The sequence below is a fragment of the Dermacoccus sp. MPR-E5 genome (genome assembly GCF_058809565.1).
This window is the reverse complement of sequence record NZ_JBXASS010000003.1, coordinates 163,480-183,061: the sequence shown is the minus strand read 5'-3', so window position 1 is coordinate 183,061 and position 19,582 is coordinate 163,480. Positions and strand designations below refer to the sequence as shown.

Genomic DNA, 19,582 nt, shown 5'->3' with positions numbered 1-19,582 from the left:
ATGGCCGTTTTCGGACGACGCAAGAAGGGCGCCGACGCGGCGCAGGACGCTGCGACGAGCGAAGAGGTCGAACCGACCACGCCCGCTGACGACGCTTCCACGGACGTTGATGACCTCGACGCCGGCGACCTCGATGCCGAGGCTGTCGACCTCGACGAGCCGAGCGCCGAGGACGACGAGGCTGCGCGCCGACGCCGTTCGAAGCTGCGTCCGCGGGAGGAGGTCGACCTGAGCGACGGCCCCTTCGACTCCGCCTCGGCCCCGACGCGCGATGAGATGGACTTCGGTTCGCTGCGCCTCGTGCCGACCGCGGACATCGAGTTGCGCCTCGACGTCGACGAGACGTCCCAGACCCTCACGGGCATGACGGCCGTCTTCGGCGAGGCCGGCACGTCTGCGGTGCAGCTGCAGGTGTTCGCCGCGCCCAAGACGACGGGCGTCTGGTACGGCATCCGGCGCGAGATCGCCGAGGCGATCGTCGCCGGCGGAGGCACGGCCGAGGAGGTCGACGGACCGCTCGGCACGGAACTGCACGTGCGGATGCCCAGCCAGGGACCCGACGGACGCACGACGTTCTCGCCGGCTCGTTTCGTCGGCGTCGACGGCCCGCGCTGGTTCCTGCGCGCCGTCCTCTCCGGTGACGCAGCCACTGACGACGAGGCCGCAGCCCGCGCGATGGAGTTCGTCCGCACCGTCGTCGTGCACCGTGGTTCCGACCCGCGCGCCCCGCGCGAACTGCTCGAACTGACGTTGCCGCCCGAGCTCATGGCGCAGGCTCAGGCGAGCGCGCAGGAGCACGAACAGCACACCGACGCCTCCACCGTCGGCCCCCTCGAGCGCGGCCCGGAGATCACGGAGACCCGCTGATGCGTCCGTGGCTCGCGCGCCGCGTCGCGCCCACCGGGTTGCGACGCCGCGTCGAGCGCCGGCGAGGCTCGCACCGCCTCGACTCGCCACCGGAACGCGAACCGGCGTCGATGCCGGGCCTCGCGCCGGTGCGCACACCGCGCGTCGTCGAGGGCGTCATCGCCTCCGTCGACGAGCGAGCCGCGGACGGTCACGTGCCCGCCGTCGTCGCCCAGGTCCGCGAGGCGGACGGCGACGAGGTCGCGCTCGTGTGGTTGGGGCGACGCCACATCGGCGGCATCGAGCCCGGTGTCGTCGTGCGGGCGCGCGGTCTCGCCGCGACGCACCGCACCCGGCCTGCCATCTTCAACCCCGCGTACGAACTGGTGCCGAGCCCACGCACCGAGGAGCAGCCGTGAACGCACCGAACACCGTCGAGGCCGTCATCCGCGAGCGGTTGTCGACCGCGATGGGCGGCTGGCGCGGTTCCTGTGAGGCCGCGCTGCCGACCGTCGCCTTCGTCATCGTGTGGACGGCGACGAAGAACCTCAACGCCGCGTTGCTGGCCGCCGGCGCCGTTCTCGTCCTCGCCGCGCTACTGCGTCTCGTGCAGCGTCAGACGCTGAGGTTCGTGCTCATGGCGGCGTTCGCGACGGCCCTCGCGGCGTTCCTCGCGAAGCGCTCCGGGCACGCCTCCGACGTGTTCCTGCCTGGGCTCATCCAGGGCGGCGTCATGCTCGCGATCAGCGTGCTGTCGATCGCCGTGCGCTGGCCGCTCGTGGGCTTCATCGTCGCGGGCGGCGACCCGAACCTCAAGGACGACCCGACGGCATGGCAGCGCAGCCACTCGATGGTGCGCGTCTGCACGCGCCTGACGTGGGTGTTCGCCGCGCTGTTCGCCATCCGTCTCGCCGTCATGGTGCCGCTGTACCTCGCCGACGACGTCACCGCGCTCGGCGTCTGCAAGATCGTGCTCGGTTGGCCGCTGTACCTCGCGGCGCTCGGGCTCATGGTGTTGTTGCTCGTCAAGGGTGAGACGCCGCTCGAGTCGCACGACCCGCTGCTGCACGACGACCCCGAGGGCCACGAGCGCCTTGAACACGCCGAGCACGTCGAAGACATCGCCCGTGAGGAGAACCTCGGGCGCGGGAGGAACATCCGGCCCGCCGAGGTCGACGAGGGTCGCTGACGAACGTCGCTGCCGCGAGCCCGGAGCGGCCTCAGGCCTGCGGGCCGGAGTGCACCGTCGAGATCTCCTCGGGGCGCCGGCCCGTCAGCGTCGCCGCGAGCTCGCGCTCGGCCGACGGGGTCGCGAGGAACAGCAGTTCGTCGAGGGCATGCAGGGTGTCGTGGGGGCTCGGTGCGATGGGCAGCTGGTCGCGGATGATGCCGACGAGCACGCAGTCGGCGGGCAGGTGCACCTCGTCGACGCGGCTGCCGACGAACGGCGCGTGAGCGGGCAGCGTCAGCTCGACCATCGTCGCTTTGCCCTGCTGGAACTCGAACAGGCGCACGAGGTCACCGACGCTGACGGCCTCCTCGACGAGCGCCGTCATGAGCCGCGGCGTCGAGACGGCGACGTCGACGCCCCAGCCGTCGTCGAACATCCACTCGTTCTTCGGGTTGTTGACGCGTGCGACGGTGCGCGGCACGCCGAACTCGGTCTTGGCGAGCAGAGAGACGACGAGATTGACCTTGTCGTCACCGGTCGCGCAGACCACGACGTCGGCTGCCTCGAGCTGGGCCTCGTGCAGCGTCGTGACCTCGCACGCGTCGGCGAGCAGCCAGGTGGCCTCCGGAATCGACTGCACGCGGGACTCGCGAGCGTACTTGTCGATGAGTAGCACCTGGTGGTCGTTGAGCAGTAGTTCGCGGGCGATGGAACGTCCGACGCTGCCTGCTCCGACGAGGACGACGCGCATGCTGGGCCTTTCGGTTCGGATCGGACGGGCGGCGGGTCGACTCAGGGCCGGCGGGTCGTCGGGTTGGACGCTTCTGCATGTCCGGAGGACGCGGTTCCTGACGACGCAGGGCGCACACCCGTGATGCTCGACGGCGGTGCCGCGAGCACGGCCTCGACACGCTCGACGTCGCGGGTGGCGAGGACGAGATGCACGGTGTCGCCGTCCTGATGCACGAGATCCTCGCGCGGAAGCAGCGCCGTGCCGGTGCGCGCGACGTACGCGACGCGCGTGCCCGTCGCGGCTTCGAGGTCGCGGTAGCGGGTGCCGATCCACGCGGCGTCCACGGGCATGTCGACGATGCTGACGCTGCCCGTACGGTCCTGGTGGACCGTGACGGCCTGCTGCGGTACGAGCCGCCGCATCACCTGGTCGGCGGCCCAGCGCACCGTCGCGACGGTCGGGATGCCGAGGCGCTCGTAGATCTCGGCGCGGCCCGGGTCGTAGATACGGGCGACGACGTGGTCGACGCCGTACGTCTCGCGCGCGACGCGTGCGGCGAGGATGTTCGAGTTGTCGCCGCTGGACACGGCGGCGAACGCATACGCCTGCTCGATGCCCGCGGCGACGAGGGTGTCGCGGTCGAAACCGATGCCGACGACACGCCTGCCCTCGAACGAGCTCGGCAGGCGACGGAACGCCGCCTCGTCGCGGTCGACGACGGCGACGGAGTGGCCGGCGTCCTGGAGGTTGCGCGCGAGGTAGGAGCCGACGCGACCGCAACCCATGATGACGTAGTGCACGCTTCGACCTTATCGAAGCCGTGTCCATCCGAGCCAAGCCCACCTTCGTTGCGTTTCGCGGCGACGACAGGAACCCTGGGGCGTATGGCAACCTCTCGCACCGCACCCGGGCGCCGCAGCGCGCAGAACCGTCGACGCACTCGCAAGGGCACTGCGATGGAGGGGCAGCGCCTCGAGCTCGACGTCGAGAACGTCGCGCACGGTGGTCACTGCGTCGCGCGTCACGACGGGCGCGTCGTGTTCGTGCGGCACGCGCTGCCGGGGGAGCGCGTCGTCGCGCGCATCACGGACGGCACGAGCGAGTCCAAGTTCCTGCGCGCCGACGCCATCGAGATCCTCAGCGCCTCACCGGATCGGGTGACGCCGCCGTGCCCGTTCTCCGGGCCGGGCCTGTGTGGGGGCTGCGACTGGCAGCACGCGAGTCTCGACGCGCAGCGCCGCCTCAAGGCCGACGTCGTGCGCGAACAGCTCACCCGCATCGCGAAGCTCGATGTTGACGCACGCTTCCCCGACTTCACCGTCGAGGCCCTGCCCGGTGACGGCCCGATAGCCGAAGGTCTGCGCTGGCGCACCCGCCTGGAACTCGCCGTCGACGGTGGCGTGGCCGGACTGCGTGAGCACCGCTCGCACCGCCTCGTCGAGATCGACGACTGCCTCATCGCCGATGCCGGGTTCACACCCGCCCTGCACGAACGCTTCGACGCCGGCGTCACCGGGTTCGACCTGGTGCGCCCGAGTGTCGGCGACGACATCATCGGCATCGAACTGCCTCAGCCGAGGGGTGAGATCACGCCGACCGTCCGCGAGGTCGTCGAATCGGCGCACGGCAGTGCGGAGTTCGACGTCAGTGCCCGCGGTTTCTGGCAGGTCCACCCGGGCGCCGCGGCGACGTTCCTCGACGCCGTCATCGACGAGACCGACCCGCAGCCGGGGGAGAGCGCCCTCGATCTGTACTGCGGTGTCGGCCTGTTCACGCGGGCGCTCGCCGACCTCGTCGGGCCTGACGGGCGCGTCGTCGGTGTCGAAGCCGACGCGGACGCAGTCGACCACGCGCGCACCAACATGGGCGGTGCGCGCCACGTCGACCTCCTCACCTCACCCGTGGAGAAGGCGCGCCTGCCGCTGGAGCGCGCCGACGTCGTCGTCCTCGACCCACCGCGCGCCGGTGCCGGACGCGATGTCGTCGCGACGATCGTCGGCCTCGCACCGCGCGTCGTCACGTACGTGGCGTGCGACCCGGCGGCACTCGCGCGCGACCTCGGCTACTTCGTGTCGCACGGGTACGAGCTGACGAACCTGCGCGGCTTCGACGCGTTCCCGATGACGCAGCACATCGAGTGCATCGCGACGCTGCGTCCGCGGGGTTGATCGTCAGCCGTTCTTCGGCGCGACGGCAGTGAGCAGGAACAGGCGCGACCAAGTGTGCGCACGGGCAGACAGGCGCGTCGGATCGGCCTACGATCGATCGTGAGAGCGGCGTCACGACGGGGCTGTCGAAGTTAGGCATGCCTTTGCTGAGGCCCGTTCCCGGCGTGTGATTTGATTATCTTGACGTCAAGATAAATGACGCGGGACGCGTGCCCGAGGGGTGCGTGCCCAGGCAACAGACGAAGGAGTCGGCGTGAGTCAGAGCACGGACAGCTTCGGAGCAAAGGGCAGCCTTGAGGTTGGCTCGAACAGCTACGAGATCTACCGCATCAACACGGTCGAGGGCAGCAAGAACCTCCCGTACAGCCTCAAGGTTCTCCTCGAGAACCTGCTGCGCACCGAGGACGGCGCGAACGTCACGAAGGAGCAGATCGCTGCTCTGGGCAACTGGGACGAGAACGCCGACCCCGACACCGAGATCCAGTTCACGCCGGCGCGCGTGATCATGCAGGACTTCACCGGTGTTCCCTGTGTCGTCGACCTCGCCACGATGCGTGAGGCCGTCGGCGACCTCGGCGGCGACCCGGCGAAGATCAACCCCCTCGCCCCGGCCGAGATGGTCATCGACCACTCCGTCATCATCGAGGACTTCGGCAACCCGCAGGCGTTCGAGAAGAACATCGAGATCGAGTACCAGCGCAACGAGGAGCGATACCAGTTCCTGCGCTGGGGCCAGACGGCGTTCAACGAGTTCGCGGTCGTCCCGCCGGACACGGGCATCGTCCACCAGGTCAACATCGAGCGCCTCGCCCGCACCGTCATGGTGCGCGAGGGCAAGGCCTACCCCGACAGCTGCGTCGGCACCGACTCGCACACGACGATGGTCAACGGCCTCGGCGTGCTCGGCTGGGGCGTTGGCGGCATCGAGGCCGAGGCGGCCATGCTCGGCCAGCCCGTCTCCATGCTCATCCCGCGCGTCGTCGGCTTCAAGCTGACGGGCTCGACGAAGCCGGGCGTCACAGCCACGGACGTCGTCCTCACGATCACCGAGATGCTGCGCAAGCACGGCGTCGTCGGCAAGTTCGTCGAGTTCTACGGCGACGGTGTCGCCGAGGTTCCGCTCGCCAACCGCGCGACGATCGGCAACATGAGCCCCGAGTTCGGTTCGACGTGTGCGATCTTCCCCATCGACGACGTCACGCTCGACTACCTGCGCCTGACGGGCCGTGACGACGAGCAGGTGGCTCTCGTCGAGGCCTACGCCAAGGAGCAGGGCCTGTGGCACGACCCGAGCAACGAGCCCCGCTTCTCCGAGTACCTCGAGCTCGACCTCGGCGACGTCGTCCCGTCGATCGCCGGCCCGAAGCGCCCGCAGGACCGCATCATCCTGTCCGAGTCGAAGAAGACGTTCCGCGAGCAGCTGCCGAGCTACACCTCGGGTGTCGAGGGCAACGGCGTCGAGGGCACGACGTTCCCGGCCTCCGACCCGATGCAGCCGGGCAGCGACGAGCAGGCCGACAACTCCACGCCCGTCACGCCCGTCGAGGCCGCGGTGCCGTCGGCCGAGGGCCGTATCTCGAAGCCGGTCGAGGTGAAGATGAACGACGGTCGCTCGTTCACGCTCGACCACGGTCACGTGGCGATCGCCTCGATCACGTCGTGCACGAACACGTCGAACCCGTCGGTCATGATGGCCGCCGGTCTGCTCGCGAAGAAGGCCGCCGACAAGGGCCTGACGCGCAAGCCGTGGGTCAAGACGTCGATGGCGCCCGGTTCGAAGGTCGTCACCGCGTACTACGACGCCGCCGGTCTGTGGGAGAGCCTCGAGAAGGTCGGCTTCTACCTCGTCGGTTACGGCTGCGCGACCTGCATCGGTAACTCGGGTCCGCTCGAGCAGGAGATCTCGGACGCGATCAACGCGAACGACATCACCGCGACGGCCGTCCTGTCGGGTAACCGCAACTTCGAGGGCCGCATCAGCCCCGACGTCAAGATGAACTACCTCGCCTCCCCGCCGCTCGTCATCGCCTACGCGCTGGCCGGCACGATGGACTTCGACTTCGAGAACGACGCCATCGGCAAGGACGACGACGGCAACGATGTGTTCCTCAAGGACATCTGGCCGTCCGCCGAGGAGGTCGACGCCGCGATCAAGGGCGCGATCAAGAAGGACCTGTTCACGAAGGAGTACGCCGACGTCTTCGCCGGTGACGAGCGCTGGCAGAGCCTGCAGACGCCCGAGGGCAAGACCTTCGCGTGGGACGAGAAGTCGACGTACGTGCGCAAGCCGAACTACTTCGACGGCATGAAGATGGAGACGACGCCGGTCACCGACATCAAGGGCGCTCGCGTGCTCGCGAAGCTCGGCGACTCCGTCACGACCGACCACATCAGCCCGGCCGGCAACATCAAGGCCGACAGCCCGGCGGGCAAGTACCTCGCCGAGCGTGGCGTCGAGCGCAAGGACTTCAACTCCTACGGCTCGCGTCGCGGCAACCACGAGGTCATGGTGCGCGGTACGTTCGCGAACATCCGTCTGAAGAACCAGCTCCTCGACGGCGTCGAGGGCGGCTTCACGCGCAACTTCCTCAACGGTGGTGAGCAGACGACGATCTTCGAAGCGTCCGAGGCCTACCAGGAGGCCGGCGTTCCGCTCGTCGTCCTCGGTGGCAAGGAGTACGGCTCGGGTAGCTCGCGCGACTGGGCTGCCAAGGGCACGCGTCTGCTCGGCGTCAAGGCCGTCATCGCCGAGTCGTTCGAGCGCATCCACCGCTCGAACCTCATCGGCATGGGCGTGCTGCCGCTGCAGTTCCCGGCCGGCAAGACCGCGGACGACCTGGGCCTCGACGGCACCGAGACGTTCGAGATCACCGGCATCGAGGCGCTCAACGAGGGCACGACGCCGAAGACGGTCAAGGTCGTCGCGTCGAAGGACGGCGGCGAGCCGATCGAGTTCGACGCGGTCGTTCGCATCGACACCCCCGGTGAGGCCGACTACTACCGCAATGACGGCATCCTGCAGTACGTGCTACGCAACCTGGTGAAGAACGCCGCCTGAGCGATCTGACCCACCTGCACGAGCGACGCGGCCCGGTTCCCCTTCGGGGAGCCGGGCCGCGTCGTCGTGTCGAGCAACTTCCTGCTTCTGGCGCGGTAACGTCGTCGTCCATGCTAAATTGCTAGCAAGATAACAAGGAGGGGTGATGGTCGAGAATCGTCCGAAAAAGGCACAGTTCAACGTCTACCTACCTGCGGACCTAGTTCGCGAGATCAAGCACCGCAGCATCGACGAGGGGCTGAGCCTGTCCGCCTTCGTCGAGCACGTCATGAGCGACTACCTCGAGGAGAAGCGATGAAAGAGCAGGGCACGCAGCGCGTGGCGGTGAGGCAGATCGTGTTCACCGGCGATGCCGAGCGATGGAGTGACCTGGCGCGGGCCTTGGGAGGCGACCCGGTCGTGACCTCGCCCGAGTACGCCGAGTTCGAGATGTCGGGCGGTGGGTTGCTGGGCGTGCATGCCGCCTCCGACGAGGCGCCGACCGGCTCCTGCGCGTTGCAGGTCGTCGTCGCCGATCTCGATGCCGCGCGCGGCGCCCTGGCCGCGGTGGGGGTTGGCGGAACGATGGTGACGGAGGACTTCGGCCGCGTGCTCGACGTGCACCGCGGCCCTGCGGGGCCGGACGTCGCCGTCGTCGAAGGACGGGTGCCGACGGGGCCGCGACGACCGGGTGCGCTCATGGTGACGCCGCTGTCGTTGGTCGGCGAGATTGACACGACCGTCACGGCGTTCGAGGCGTTGGGTCTCCACCCGGTCCTGCGCAGTGACGCGGGCACCTTCGTCGAGATGGTCGCGGCGGGCGGCGGCGAGGTGCTCGTCCACGAGGGGGAGGGCGGTGCCGCACTGTCGTTCCAGATCGACGCGCTCGACGATCTCGAGCGCCTGTGTCGCGAGGCCGGGGTGGAAGTCGAGATCGTCGACGAGACCTATGGGCGCACCGCGCTCATCAGCGCCCCCGACGGGCCTCGCGTCTGGGTGAACGAACGCCAGCGCGACTTCTACGGCTACGAACGACTCGCCGACGCTGCGTCCGTCTGAGGCCGCGGGCCCCTCGGCGGCGCGGGAGGTTGAGGTGATTCGCGCTCCATGGAGCGCGAATCACCTCAACCTTCGGGCGGGTTTCGTGCGGACACAGGTGCCGGAGTGCTCGGCGCCAGGGTCAGCCGCCGAAGTGGCGGCGCGGGTTGTCGACGAGCATTGTCGTGATCTGAGCATCCTCGACGCCGCGCTCACGCAGGGCCGGCAGGACGTCCTCGCTGATGTGGCGGTAGTTCCAGTTCGGCGCGGCCGCCTTGCGTGCCTCGGCGGGAAACCAGTCGATGGAACACGACGCGTCATGCGCGAGGACGACGCGCTCGGTGTACCCACGTCGGCACAATTCCGCGACGGTGTCGACGCGTTCTTCGAAGGGCAGCAGCACGTCGAGGCCGAAGCGGTCCATGCCGAGGTAGCTGCCTGCGTCGGCGAGGCGGCACAGGTAGTCGAGGTCCGTCGAGTCGCCGCTGTGACCGATGATGACCCGGCTCAGGTCGGCGCCTTCCTCCGCCAGCACGCGTTGCGCGACGAGCCCCGATTCGCTCGCGGCGTGCGTGTGCACCGTGATCGGCGCGCCGCTCTGCGCGCTCGTCGCGCCGACGGCACGCATGACGCGTTCGACGCCGGGCGTCAGGCCCTGCTCCTCGATGGCGCACTTGAGGAATGCGGCACGCACTCCGGTGTCCGCGATGCCGTCGTTGAGGTCCTTCAGGAAGAGCTGCACCATCGGCTCGGGCTGGTCGAACAGCAGCCCCGGCCCGCTGTGGTGGAACTGGAACGGCACCTCGTTGTAGGTGTAGACGCCCGTCGCGACGATGATGTTCAGCTTCACCTGCTGCGCGATGCGCTGCACCCGGGGGATGTAGCGCCCGAGCCCCAGCACGGTGGGATCCATGATCGTGTCGATGCCGAGCCCCTCGAGCTGCGTCAGCTGCTCGACGGCATCGGCGATCTGGGCCTGATCGTCCCACTCGGCGTAGTTGAGGCGGTATTCCTCGTTCATCACGAAGATGTGCTCGTGGACGAGAGTCGCACCCATCTGCTCGACGTCGATGGGGCCGGTGACGGTCTGGACCTGCGTCATGGTGTTGCTCCTTCGTCGGTGGTCCATTCGATGGCGCGCTTGAGGATCTTTCCGGTGGCGCCCTTGGGCAGTGCGTCGTCGAAGCGGATGAGGTGGGGCACCTTGTACGCGGACAGCTGCTCCTTGAGCCACGCGCGCAGCTCGTCGGCGCTCAGTTCGCGCCCCGGCGCCAGGACGACGACGGCTGCGACCTCCTCGCCGTAACGCTCGTCCGGCACGCCGATGACGGCTGCCTCGACGACGTCGGGGTGGCTGTAGAGCACCTCCTCGACCTCGCGGGGGTAGACGTTGTACCCACCGCGGATGATGAGGTCCTTCGCCCGGTCGACGATCGCCAGGTAGCCGTCCCCATCGAGACGGCCCAGGTCGCCGGTGCGCAGCCAACCGTCGCTCAGGTCTGCGGCGGTGGCCGCCTCGTTGTTCCAGTACCCCTTCATGACCGTCGGGCCCTTGACGAGCACCTGTCCGACCTCACCGACGGGCGCGCGGCCCCCGTCGAGGCTCTCGATGACGATCTCGGTGTCGGGCAGCGCGACGCCGACGGTGCCGGCGCGCTGCTCGATGCCGTCGCGGTGGTAGCTCGCGGCGCCCGTCGTCTCCGTCAGGCCGTACCCCTCGAGGATGGTGCAGGCGAAGCGACGCTCGAAGGCGGTGATGACCTCGACAGGCAGGCTCGCACCGCCGGAGGCCGCGAGGCGCAGGTCGGGGCAGTCCTTCGGCCCGAAGTCACCCTCGACGTGGACGAGGTAGTTCCACATCGTCGGCACACCCGCGACGACGTTGATCTCGTGGTCGCGGATCATCGCCAGCATCGCGCGTGGTTCGAAGGGGGAGAGCACCGAGAACGACCCGCCGGCCAGCATGGCCGTGTTCATGCACACGCACTGACCGAAGACGTGGAACAGGGGGAGCGCGGTGCCGAACTTCTCCGTCGGCGCGAAGTTCAGCTGCGTGATGAACGCGCTCGCCACGGCGAAGAGGTTCGCCACCGTCAGCTGGACCCCCTTGGGGCGGCCGGTCGTGCCGGAGGTGTACAGCAGGATGGCGGTGTCGTCGTCAGCGCGCTCGACGGGTTCGTCGAGCGGGGCTGGCGTGGCGGCGTCGGCGCCGGCATCGAGGATGACGAGGTCCATCGTCAGCTTGCTCGCGACGCGTTCGCCAGCCGCGGCGCTCGCGTGCCACGCGACGATGTGCCGAGCGCCCGAGTCCGTCGCCACGTATTCGATCTCTGCGGGAGTGGACATCGTGTTGAGAGTCACCGCAATCGCCCCGACGGCCTGCGCGGCGTAGTAGGCGACGGCGAACTCCGGAACGGAGGGGGCGATGAGCAGGACTCGGTCGCCCTGGCTGATGCCGTGGTCACGTAGATGCCCCGCGAACGCGGCCACCTTGTCCCTCAGCGTGGCGTAGTTCCAGGTCGTGCTCGGGCTGCGAAGCGCGGGGCGCTCGGGTGCGCTCGTTGCGTGCGTCCAGATTGGGTCGGCCATGTTCGGCATGCGTCACCTCTTGTCATCGTGATGTGAATCACAGTAGAGGTGAAAGGCGACTCTTGGGCGTTATTCGGCAGTTTTAGTGAGTCGGCAGGCGCGCGACGTGACGTCGGCCGCCCCGATGTTGCCCGGGAAACGGGGCGCCGATGTCGCGAAACCCGGGCAACATCGGCGCCGCCGATGGATCAGAGGATGCGGCTCGTCAGCGTCACTCCGGGGCTGACGGCCTCGAGCGCCTCGCACAGCGCGTCGCGCACCTCGGTGGCGCGCTGCTCGCCGTCACCCGGTTCGACGTCGAGGATGTCGCAGATGAAGATCGCGTTAGTCGTCTCGTCCGTCAGGCGGGTGCGATAGCACTGACGCCAGTTCCAGCGGCGGCAGGTGACGCCGGCGTCGTCACGCCAGACGACTTCGCCGGCGTCGGGGTGCTCGATCGTCTCGGCGCCCGACGACATCGTCGAGAACTCCTCGTCGCCGGTGGCGCGCGTGAGGCGCAGCGCACCGTCGTAGGCGTCGAGATCCTCACCGCCGAGGGGCGTCTGGTGACGCACGGACACCGCGTTGTAGGCATCCGTCAGCGCGTTGACGCGGGGGAGGGCGTCGGCTCGGCGCAGCAGCGCCTCCGCCGAGTTGCGTGTGCGCTGCGGTTTCGCGCCGAACGCGCGGTACGCATCGCGCCAGGCCGCGATGTGCGGCAGTTCCTCGGGAGGCGTGTGCCCGAGCACGCCGCGTACGTGCTCCTCGGCGGCGAACAGCAGCGTCTCGCTCTCCTCGTTCGACTCACCGCCGTGCAGGCCCTGCGCGACGACGAGAACGGCACGGTAATCGGGGCGCAGTTCGCGCACGGAGTCATCGATGGAAGCGGCTTCGAGCCAGGCGTCGAAAGAAGTCATGGGCCCATTCTCGCGCGGACGGCACGACGCGTGGGTGCCCCCGGGTGGGGGTGTGTCTCGAGGCGGTGGCCGCACCGGTGCTGCCGCAGCGCGCCGCTGTTTCACGAGCGTGACGCACGATCCCGCGAGCCGCGGTGATGTGTGTCACACTCAAGAGCTGATGGCGGGGCGGGCAGCGCGCCGACGAGTGACGGGGGAATTCTGCGATGGAGACACTGACGCGACGTGGCGCACTTCGACACGCCGGCCTCGCTGCGGCGACGACGGCCCTCGTGATCGAAGGGGCGCCGCAGGCTTTCGCAGCGGTTCCTGCGTCGAGGCAGGTGGTCCGTGCGGGGGCAACGTCGGTCCTCGTGCGACGGGCGACCGCGACGCTTTCCTACCGCGTCAATGTGCGCGATCAGCCCACGCTGGAACCGCGCGCCCGGATCGTCGGGACGCTGGTGAACACCACGACGCTGACAGGCTCCTACGACGCGAGCAGCCTGTGGTTCCGCATCGCCGAGGGTGCGTTCAAGGGGCGGTGGGTGACGTCCGCAGTCCTCGTCGCGACGACGGCGCGCGCGGTGAACGGCCGTCTGCCGATGTCGGCCGTCACGCGACTGCCGAGCTGGAGCGTCAACGTCAGCAACCTGCCGCACGAGCCGCGGTATCTCTCGCGCGCGGCGGCCGTCGGATATCTCGGACTGGCCGCGGCTTTCAAGGCTCGTTTCGGTGTGGCGCTGACGATCACCGAGGCCTACGCACCCTGAGCCGCCAGCAGCTGCTGTACCGCACTCTCGGCTACCCCCGCGCGGCCGTCCCCGGCACCTCGAACCACGGGTTGGGCAGCGCGATCGACTTCGGCATCGCCCGCACGAACGCGATCAACTCGCCTCTGTACTTCGGGCGTTCTCACGACGTGTGGCTGACGGCCAACTCCAAGCGCTGGGGATTCGACCGCCCCGACTACATGGATCGGCGCGGGTCCAACCCCGAGTGGTGGCACTACAACTTCGTCGGGTGACGGAGGTTGCAACCGCTGGGTGAACCGCGCCGGCCATCAGTTGCTCGACGATTACGCGTCTGCTCGAAGAATGTGCCGCACATTCGTCGTGCAGGTGCGTGATGGTCGAGCGGCTCTCGGGGCGGGTGGCGGTTGCCGTCAGTCGACACGCGTCGGCCGCCAGCACCCGTGGGGTACCGGCGGCCGAGATGATGCGTGTGAGGCCGGTCGCGATCAGCCGTGCGGCGTGAGCGTCATGTTGATCGTGTTGCCGGGGCCGGCCACCTGGCTGTTGACGAGGCTCGTCGACAGGCCGCAGTTGGCGAAGTTGGGGATGGTGAACGTGCCCGAGAGGTTGATCGGGTCGAACAAGCCACCCTGCTTGCCCGTCACGGTCAGCGTGATGGGGCTGCTCGTGCGGCAGTTCTTGCCGACGAGGTTGATGAGGCCCTTACCCGTGGCCGAGACATCCTTGATGTGGAGGTTGACCTTCTGGGTCTGCACGATCTTGTGCGTGTTCGGGTCGATCGTTCCGACGGCCTTGCCGACGGGTTCCTGCGAGATCGTCGCGATGGCGATCTGCAGCTTGCCGAGCTTCACCGGCATCTTGAAGTCCTTGAGCATGATGTCGGAGCTCAGGTCGCCCTTCTCGACGTGGAGGGTGGAGAAGGTGAAGCCGGTCGTCGTCGAGGACTGCCCGGACTTCTTGATCGTCGTCGTCGCCGACGTGTCGTAGCCGAGGTTCCAGATGGTGTCCTTCGTGTCGCTCGTCGCGGCCTGCGCGCCGGGCGCAGCCATCGTGACGGTGCCGGCCACGGCGGTGGCGACGAGGGCGATCTTGGCGGTACGGCGTGTGGTGAACATGCTCATCCTTCGATAGTCGATGTGAACCGAGTCACGACGTTAGCAAGATCATCACGGCGTCGCCACCGGTTCGAGCTGATTTCACCCACTCAACTTACTTTTTCGTAACCACGAAGGTTACTTCCGCGTATCCACGCGGGGGCAAGGGTGACGAGGAGTCCCGCGACGCACAGCACGAGCGGGACGGCGGCCGAACGGCCGAGCCACTGCGTCACGGTGGGCAGCCAGAACGGGTACAGGCCGGGCAGCACGATCGACGCCGAATAGACGCTGCCGTAACCGCGCGAACGTCGCGACTCGGGGAAGTGTTCGGCGAGGTAGGCGCCGACCGGACCGTAGGCGGAGACGGTGACGATCTGGACGGCCGCGGCGGCGATCGTCGTGGCGACGACGCTGCCCGATGACGCGGCATGCATTGCCACGAGATAGGCGGCGGGGGCGGAGATGCAGGCCAGTGCTCCGAACGCCATGAAGAAGCGTGAACGGCCCACACGCGTCGAGACGACACCCGCCGCGGCCATCGTCGGCGCACTGACGGCCGTCGCGACGAGCATGACGAGCCCGACGTCACGGGGGGAGAAGTGCGGGCGCAGCGAACTCGTCAGCACCGAGACGCCCATCATCGTGAACAACCACAACCCCGTCATCAGGGTGAACAATGCGGCCACGACACGGCCCGTCACGCGCTCTTCCTCGTCGTCGGTCGCGACGTGCGCGGCGGGATCGCGCTTGTCGGATTCGTGGGAAGAGTGGCTGTGACCTGCCGGCCCGGCGTGCGCTGACCTCGCGGTGAGGGCCAGGGCCAACGGCAGGAGTGCGCCGACGACGAACAGCAGGCGCCACCCCCACGTGGTGTACGCGCCGCCGAGTGAGGCCGTCAGCATCATCGTGGCGGCGGCGATGGTGGCGTTCGCGAGGGGTGACATCGCCATGACGAGGCCGCTCAGGTGGCCGCGTCGTTGCGGCTCTGTGAGCGCGAGGGCGCGGGGGATGGCCGCGGAGTACTGCCCGCCGAGGAAGAATCCGGCGGCGAAGCGCAACGCCAGGAGAGCGGCCACGGCCCACGTCGAGGTGTGCAGGGGGAGCGTCACCATGAGGCCGGTGCACACGCTCAGGCCGAGCAGTGCGCCGCGTGACACGCGGGCTCGTCCGCGACGATCGGCCAGGGTGCCGAGGATGAACGCCCCGAGGGGGCGGCCCAGGAGTGTCGCGGCGAAGACGAGGCCGTCGGGAATCGTCGAACGCGTCGACAGCACCCCACCCAGCGCAATGACGGGCAGGAAGATGTCGAACTGGTCGACGAAGTTTCCGACGAGGGCGCTGCGGCGGGCCTCGCGCCGTTCTGGGGTGGCGGCGGCCGGCGCCAGGCGTGGCGCATCGTCGTGGGCAGGGGAAGGGGCAGGCGTCAGGGTAGCCACGATCGAACACTCCCTACGGCGGCATGAACCGCATCAGGTTGGACGGTCGGCATGGCGATGCCCTCTCAGCCCGCGCCTCGGGCTCCCGTGTGACGGGCTCAGCATGCCACAGAGCACCCGGCTTCGGGGGCGTGTCTCGCGCCGGTCTGCGGGTCTCGTGGGGCGGTCATCAAATAGAACACGTGTTCGAACAATGGGGTACGCTGGGGTCATGTCGGACGAGGTGAACACCGGCCCTCCGGGCTGGCCGAGAGGTGTGCCGCCGCCGGGTGCGCCGGGGTGGCAGGAGGCGGCGACGCAGTGGCTGCTCGATCAGTGCCCCTCGGATTTTCGCGCCTACGACGCATGGCGCCGTCACCCGGTGGCGCTCGCTTGGGTGGCGACGTGGCATGTCGACGCTCAACTCGGCGCGATGCGCGAGTCATATCGCCGCATCCGCGTCGACCTCGCTGACGAGCTGCCACCGCGCGCGGTGCCGCAGGTGATGGAGCACCTGTCCGCGGAGGGGCTGCGGTTGCGTGCCACGGCGCGCGCCGTCCGTCTCGTGCACGAGGCGATGCGCGGCAAGACGTTCGTCCCTCGGCTGTGATGCGCCGGCGTTCGGGGCGGGTGCGTGGGCGGGCAGAGTCCCGGCCTTTGATCTCCGACGGCGCTACCGGCTCCGACGGGGGCGCGACGGGAGGGTGCCCCCGCCCGCATGGCGGCTGCGCGGTCGACGACCTAGACTCAGGAGACTGCACTTTCGAAAGGCTGAGTGAGACGTGACGCTGCTGGAAACCATCTCGGGTCCGGACGATCTCAAGCGAATCCCCGCCGAGGAGCTCGACGCGCTCGCCGCCGAGATCCGTCAGTTCCTCGTCGAATCCGTCTCCAAGACGGGTGGGCATCTGGGCCCCAACCTGGGTGTCGTCGAATTGAGCATCGCGATGCACCGTGTCTTCGACTCGCCGAAGGACACGTTCGTCTTCGACACCGGCCACCAGAGCTACGTCCACAAACTGCTCACCGGCCGCCATGACTTCAGCAAGCTCAAGAAATCCGGCGGCCTGTCGGGTTACCCGAGCCGCGAGGAGTCCGAGCACGACGTCGTCGAGAACTCGCACGCCTCGACGTCGCTGAGCTGGGCCGAGGGCATCGCCAAGGCGCGCCGCCTCAAGGGTGAGAGCGACCGTCACACCGTCGCCGTCATCGGTGACGGCGCCCTGACCGGCGGCATGGCGTGGGAGGCACTCAACAACATCTCCGCCGACGCCGACCTGCCGCTCGTCATCGTCCTCAACGACAACGAGCGCTCCTATGCCCCGACGATCGGCGGGATGGCGCACCACCTCGCGACGATGCGCACGATGCACACCTACGACCAGGTGCTCGACTGGGGCAAGAACCGCCTGCAGGCGACGCCGAAGGTCGGGACGAAGATGTACGAGGCGCTGCACGGCGTGAAGCGTGGTCTCAAGGACATCGTCTACCCCGACACGGGCGTCTTCGAGAGCCTCGGCATCAAGTACCTCGGCCCGATCGACGGGCATGACGAGGCGGCTGTCGAGGCCGCGCTGCGCCGCGCTCGCGACTACGGCCGGCCGACCCTCGTGCACGTCATCACGCAGAAGGGCCGCGGCTACGAGCCCGCGTTCTCCGACGAGGCCGACCAGTGGCACGGCATCGGCAAGTTCAACCCCGAGACGGGCCTGCCGTTCGAGGTGAGTGGCCGCATCTGGACCGACGAGTTCAGCGACGAGATGGTCGCCCTCGGCGCCGAGCGCGACGACATCGTCGCCATCACGGCTGCCATGCTCATCCCCGTCGGGCTCGACGGGTTCGCGAAGAAGTACCCCGAGCGCGTGTTCGACGTCGGCATCGCCGAGCAGCACGCCGTCACGATGGCGTCCGGGTTGTCGTACGGCGGCCTGCACCCCGTCGTCGCCGTCTACGCGACGTTCCTCAACCGCGCGTTCGACCAGCTGCTCATGGACACCGCACTGCACCGTCAGGGCGTGACGTTCGTGCTCGACCGTGCCGGCGTCACCGGCTCCGACGGCGCCTCGCACAACGGCATGTGGGACATGTCGATCTGCTCGATCGTGCCCGGCCTGCACCTCGCCGCCCCGCGCGACGGCGCACAGGTGCGCGAACTGCTGCGCGAGGCCGTCGACATCGACGACGCGCCGAGCGTCATCCGCTTCCCCAAGGGCGACGTCGCCGACCCGCTCGTCGCCGAGCGACGTCTCGGTCGCCTCGACGTCATGCGTGAACCCGACGGCGGCGACGGCGTGGACGTGCTGGTCGTCGGTGTCGGGTCGATGGTCTCGACGGCACTCGGCGTCGCCGATCTGCTCACCGATCAGGGCCGTCGCGTCCAGGTCGTCGACCCGCGCTGGACCTACCCGGTGGCCGACGAACTCGTCGACCTCGCCCGCGCCGCGGGCCGGGTCGTCGTCATCGAGGACAACCTCGTCGAGGCGGGCGTCGGCAGCGCCGTCGCGCGACGCCTGCGTGAAGCCGGTGTGCGCACGCCGCTCGACACGTTCGGCATTCCCAAGGAGTTCCTCGTCCACGCCTCGCGCGGCGAGGTGCTCGCGACCGTGGGGCTGACGGCCGCCGACATCGTCGACGCTCTCGGGCGCGACGACGCAGCACTCACGCGCGCCGATGCGTACGACGGTGGTGCACACGCGCCTGACGGCGGTGCAAGCACCCGCGACGGTGACGCAGGCACGCCGGCCGCGGGACGTGATGCCGGTGCGACGGGTGATCTCGGGGACGCCATGCCGGTCGCCGCTCACGCCGACATCGACTGAGCGGTCGAACGACGTGGTGAAGTCACCCGATCTTCCTGTTCTCCCCGGCTCTGATCAGGTCGCGCCCGCGAGCGCGATCTGGAGCAGTGAGACGTGGCGCTGGGAGGCCGTGCGCTGGATGGACACGGCCCTCGCGCGGCGCGGTCTCGAACGTGTGCCGACGACGCCGTTGCAGCCGCGGGTGCGTCCCTGGTCGACGGTGCTCGTCGCCGAGACGACCGATCAAGGGCGCGTGTGGTTCAAGGCGACGAGCCCGGAGATGAGCCCCGAGGCCGCCATCCTGCGCGCGTTGCGTTCCGTCACGCCCGACGCGGTTCCGGTCGTGTGGGCCGACGACCCCGAGCGCGGCTGGCTGCTCATGCCCGATCAGGGCCCGGTGCTGCGTGACGTCCAGCGTGACGACGACGCCGTCAGCCTCATGTCGTCCGTGGTGCGACGCTACGCGCGACTGCAACGCTCGTCGACGCGGGTCCTCGATCAACTGCGCGACGCGGGCGTGCCCGACATGTCGCCGCGCGAATCTGCTCGCCGGTGGCAACGCCTTGGGCTCAAACCCGACACGACACGTGAGGTGCGCCGCGCCGCGCAGCGGCTCGACGCCGTCGGGTTGCCGCTGACCATTCAGCACGACGACCTGCACGCTGGCAACGTCTTTGCCGACGGCACCTCGGCGGGCGCTCACGACGCGCGCATCTTCGACTGGGGCGACGCGAGCGTCGGCAACCCGCTGTGCTCGCTGCTCGTCCCGCTCGAGCGCATCGGCCAGGGCCTCGACGACGACGCCGCCCGCGCAGCCCGTGAGCGCATCATGCGCGCCTACCTCAGCGTGTGGAGCGACGTCGTCTCGAGCACTGCGCTGAGCGCAGCCGTCGACGACGCCCTGCTCATCGCCCGGGTCGGGCGCGTCTTCACGTGGCAGCGCGCCCTGACGCGCGCGAGCGCCGACGAGCGGCACGCGTGGGGTGTGCACGGACGCCGGTTGATCGCCGAGATCAACCGTTCCCTCGGGCATGCGCCCGAGCCGTCGCACGACTGACGC

19 protein-coding genes and 1 riboswitch are annotated in these 19,582 nt (G+C 69.1%); of the genes, 12 read left to right on the top strand and 7 right to left on the bottom strand.

The window, feature by feature from the left end:
- The 3 genes from AC1RS9_RS03380 to AC1RS9_RS03370 are packed head-to-tail and all read left to right on the top strand — an operon-like array spanning position 1 to position 2,035.
- Complete coding sequence (locus AC1RS9_RS03380; protein WP_062255869.1) at positions 1-867, top strand: DUF3710 domain-containing protein; 867 nt, start codon at positions 1-3, stop codon at positions 865-867.
- Positions 867-1,265, top strand: coding sequence for a single stranded DNA-binding domain-containing protein (locus AC1RS9_RS03375; RefSeq protein WP_051805820.1), 399 nt, complete (start codon positions 867-869; stop codon positions 1,263-1,265). The genes AC1RS9_RS03380 and AC1RS9_RS03375 overlap by 1 nt, the downstream gene beginning before the upstream one ends.
- Positions 1,262-2,035 (top strand): DUF3159 domain-containing protein, encoded by a 774-nt coding sequence (locus tag AC1RS9_RS03370; RefSeq protein ID WP_062255867.1) that lies wholly within the window; start codon positions 1,262-1,264, stop codon positions 2,033-2,035. The genes AC1RS9_RS03375 and AC1RS9_RS03370 overlap by 4 nt, the downstream gene beginning before the upstream one ends.
- Before the next feature lie 31 nt (positions 2,036-2,066).
- Here AC1RS9_RS03370 and AC1RS9_RS03365 read toward each other — a convergent pair whose 3' ends face one another.
- Together AC1RS9_RS03365 and AC1RS9_RS03360 are read right to left on the bottom strand one after the other, a co-directional pair.
- Positions 2,067-2,768 (bottom strand): potassium channel family protein, encoded by a 702-nt coding sequence (locus AC1RS9_RS03365; RefSeq protein ID WP_062255865.1) that lies wholly within the window; start codon positions 2,766-2,768, stop codon positions 2,067-2,069.
- A 41-nt stretch (positions 2,769-2,809) separates the two neighbouring features.
- The gene (locus AC1RS9_RS03360) at positions 2,810-3,550 is read right to left on the bottom strand and encodes a potassium channel family protein (protein ID WP_006945206.1); all 741 of its coding nucleotides are present in this window, start codon (positions 3,548-3,550) and stop codon (positions 2,810-2,812) included.
- An 84-nt stretch (positions 3,551-3,634) separates the two neighbouring features.
- On the opposite strand from AC1RS9_RS03360, the gene AC1RS9_RS03355 reads away from it, so the two are divergent.
- The 4 genes from AC1RS9_RS03355 (at position 3,635) to AC1RS9_RS03340 (ending at position 9,014) form a co-directional block, all read left to right on the top strand.
- Positions 3,635-4,918: a class I SAM-dependent RNA methyltransferase gene (locus AC1RS9_RS03355; RefSeq protein ID WP_062255863.1), complete on the top strand. Its 1,284-nt coding sequence runs from the start codon at positions 3,635-3,637 to the stop codon at positions 4,916-4,918.
- A gap of 253 nt (positions 4,919-5,171) precedes the next feature.
- Positions 5,172-7,976: an aconitate hydratase AcnA gene (gene acnA, locus AC1RS9_RS03350; protein ID WP_006945233.1), complete on the top strand. Its 2,805-nt coding sequence runs from the start codon at positions 5,172-5,174 to the stop codon at positions 7,974-7,976.
- A gap of 145 nt (positions 7,977-8,121) precedes the next feature.
- Complete coding sequence (locus AC1RS9_RS03345) at positions 8,122-8,274, top strand: ribbon-helix-helix domain-containing protein (RefSeq protein WP_062255911.1); 153 nt, start codon at positions 8,122-8,124, stop codon at positions 8,272-8,274.
- Positions 8,271-9,014 (top strand): VOC family protein, encoded by a 744-nt coding sequence (locus tag AC1RS9_RS03340; RefSeq protein WP_062255861.1) that lies wholly within the window; start codon positions 8,271-8,273, stop codon positions 9,012-9,014. The genes AC1RS9_RS03345 and AC1RS9_RS03340 overlap by 4 nt, the downstream gene beginning before the upstream one ends.
- A gap of 121 nt (positions 9,015-9,135) precedes the next feature.
- On the opposite strand, the gene AC1RS9_RS03335 is transcribed toward AC1RS9_RS03340, so the two are convergent.
- The 3 genes from AC1RS9_RS03335 to AC1RS9_RS03325 all read right to left on the bottom strand — a co-directional run bounded on the left by AC1RS9_RS03335 (position 9,136) and on the right by AC1RS9_RS03325 (position 12,478).
- On the bottom strand, positions 9,136-10,095 hold the full coding sequence (locus AC1RS9_RS03335) for a phosphotriesterase family protein (RefSeq protein ID WP_062255860.1): 960 nt from the start codon (positions 10,093-10,095) through the stop codon (positions 9,136-9,138).
- Positions 10,092-11,582, bottom strand: a complete 1,491-nt coding sequence (locus tag AC1RS9_RS03330; protein ID WP_492920498.1) for an AMP-binding protein — start codon at positions 11,580-11,582, stop codon at positions 10,092-10,094. Before AC1RS9_RS03330 ends, AC1RS9_RS03335 begins: the two co-directional genes overlap by 4 nt.
- Before the next feature lie 188 nt (positions 11,583-11,770).
- Positions 11,771-12,478 carry a B3/B4 domain-containing protein gene (locus AC1RS9_RS03325; RefSeq protein WP_062255854.1) on the bottom strand — a complete coding sequence of 236 codons (708 nt, stop codon included), beginning with the start codon at positions 12,476-12,478 and terminating at the stop codon, positions 11,771-11,773.
- Positions 12,479-12,921: 443 nt separating this feature from the next.
- On the opposite strand from AC1RS9_RS03325, the gene AC1RS9_RS03320 reads away from it, so the two are divergent.
- Both AC1RS9_RS03320 and AC1RS9_RS03315 read left to right on the top strand, forming a co-directional pair.
- Positions 12,922-13,230, top strand: coding sequence for a hypothetical protein (locus tag AC1RS9_RS03320; protein WP_197418810.1), 309 nt, complete (start codon positions 12,922-12,924; stop codon positions 13,228-13,230).
- Complete coding sequence (locus AC1RS9_RS03315) at positions 13,155-13,484, top strand: M15 family metallopeptidase (RefSeq protein ID WP_255356498.1); 330 nt, start codon at positions 13,155-13,157, stop codon at positions 13,482-13,484. The genes AC1RS9_RS03320 and AC1RS9_RS03315 overlap by 76 nt, the downstream gene beginning before the upstream one ends.
- 213 nt (positions 13,485-13,697) lie before the next feature.
- On the opposite strand, the gene AC1RS9_RS03310 is transcribed toward AC1RS9_RS03315, so the two are convergent.
- Together AC1RS9_RS03310 and AC1RS9_RS03305 are read right to left on the bottom strand one after the other, a co-directional pair.
- Complete coding sequence (locus AC1RS9_RS03310; RefSeq protein ID WP_156444875.1) at positions 13,698-14,327, bottom strand: hypothetical protein; 630 nt, start codon at positions 14,325-14,327, stop codon at positions 13,698-13,700.
- A gap of 89 nt (positions 14,328-14,416) precedes the next feature.
- Entirely contained in the window at positions 14,417-15,745 is a 1,329-nt protein-coding gene (locus AC1RS9_RS03305; RefSeq protein WP_492920495.1) for an MFS transporter, read from the bottom strand.
- Positions 15,739-15,844: riboswitch (TPP riboswitch) on the bottom strand. Its footprint overlaps the gene before it by 7 nt.
- Positions 15,845-15,956: 112 nt before the next feature.
- On the opposite strand from AC1RS9_RS03305, the gene AC1RS9_RS03300 reads away from it, so the two are divergent.
- The 3 genes from AC1RS9_RS03300 (at position 15,957) to AC1RS9_RS03290 (ending at position 19,579) form a co-directional block, all read left to right on the top strand.
- Positions 15,957-16,334, top strand: a complete 378-nt coding sequence (locus tag AC1RS9_RS03300) for a hypothetical protein (protein ID WP_074039193.1) — start codon at positions 15,957-15,959, stop codon at positions 16,332-16,334.
- Positions 16,335-16,506: 172 nt separating this feature from the next.
- Positions 16,507-18,543 (top strand): 1-deoxy-D-xylulose-5-phosphate synthase, encoded by a 2,037-nt coding sequence (gene dxs / locus AC1RS9_RS03295; protein WP_062255847.1) that lies wholly within the window; start codon positions 16,507-16,509, stop codon positions 18,541-18,543.
- A 16-nt stretch (positions 18,544-18,559) separates the two neighbouring features.
- On the top strand, positions 18,560-19,579 hold the full coding sequence (locus AC1RS9_RS03290; protein WP_338813181.1) for a phosphotransferase family protein: 1,020 nt from the start codon (positions 18,560-18,562) through the stop codon (positions 19,577-19,579).
- Positions 19,580-19,582: the final 3 nt, after the last annotated feature.

Excerpts from the sequence above, each read along its gene's own strand:
- AC1RS9_RS03335 (WP_062255860.1), bottom strand. The coding sequence starts at position 10,095 with ATGACGCAGGTCCAGACCGTCACCGGCCCCATCGACGTCGAGCAGATG.
- AC1RS9_RS03375 (WP_051805820.1), top strand. The coding sequence starts at position 867 with ATGCGTCCGTGGCTCGCGCGCCGCGTCGCGCCCACCGGGTTGCGACGC.
- AC1RS9_RS03325 (WP_062255854.1), bottom strand. The coding sequence starts at position 12,478 with ATGACTTCTTTCGACGCCTGGCTCGAAGCCGCTTCCATCGATGACTCC.
- AC1RS9_RS03345 (WP_062255911.1), top strand. The coding sequence starts at position 8,122 with ATGGTCGAGAATCGTCCGAAAAAGGCACAGTTCAACGTCTACCTACCT.
- AC1RS9_RS03310 (WP_156444875.1), bottom strand. The coding sequence starts at position 14,327 with ATGTTCACCACACGCCGTACCGCCAAGATCGCCCTCGTCGCCACCGCC.
- AC1RS9_RS03365 (WP_062255865.1), bottom strand. The coding sequence starts at position 2,768 with ATGCGCGTCGTCCTCGTCGGAGCAGGCAGCGTCGGACGTTCCATCGCC.
- AC1RS9_RS03340 (WP_062255861.1), top strand. The coding sequence starts at position 8,271 with ATGAAAGAGCAGGGCACGCAGCGCGTGGCGGTGAGGCAGATCGTGTTC.
- AC1RS9_RS03355 (WP_062255863.1), top strand. The coding sequence starts at position 3,635 with ATGGCAACCTCTCGCACCGCACCCGGGCGCCGCAGCGCGCAGAACCGT.
- AC1RS9_RS03330 (WP_492920498.1), bottom strand. The coding sequence starts at position 11,582 with ATGGCCGACCCAATCTGGACGCACGCAACGAGCGCACCCGAGCGCCCC.
- AC1RS9_RS03300 (WP_074039193.1), top strand. The coding sequence starts at position 15,957 with ATGTCGGACGAGGTGAACACCGGCCCTCCGGGCTGGCCGAGAGGTGTG.
- AC1RS9_RS03380 (WP_062255869.1), top strand. The coding sequence starts at position 1 with ATGGCCGTTTTCGGACGACGCAAGAAGGGCGCCGACGCGGCGCAGGAC.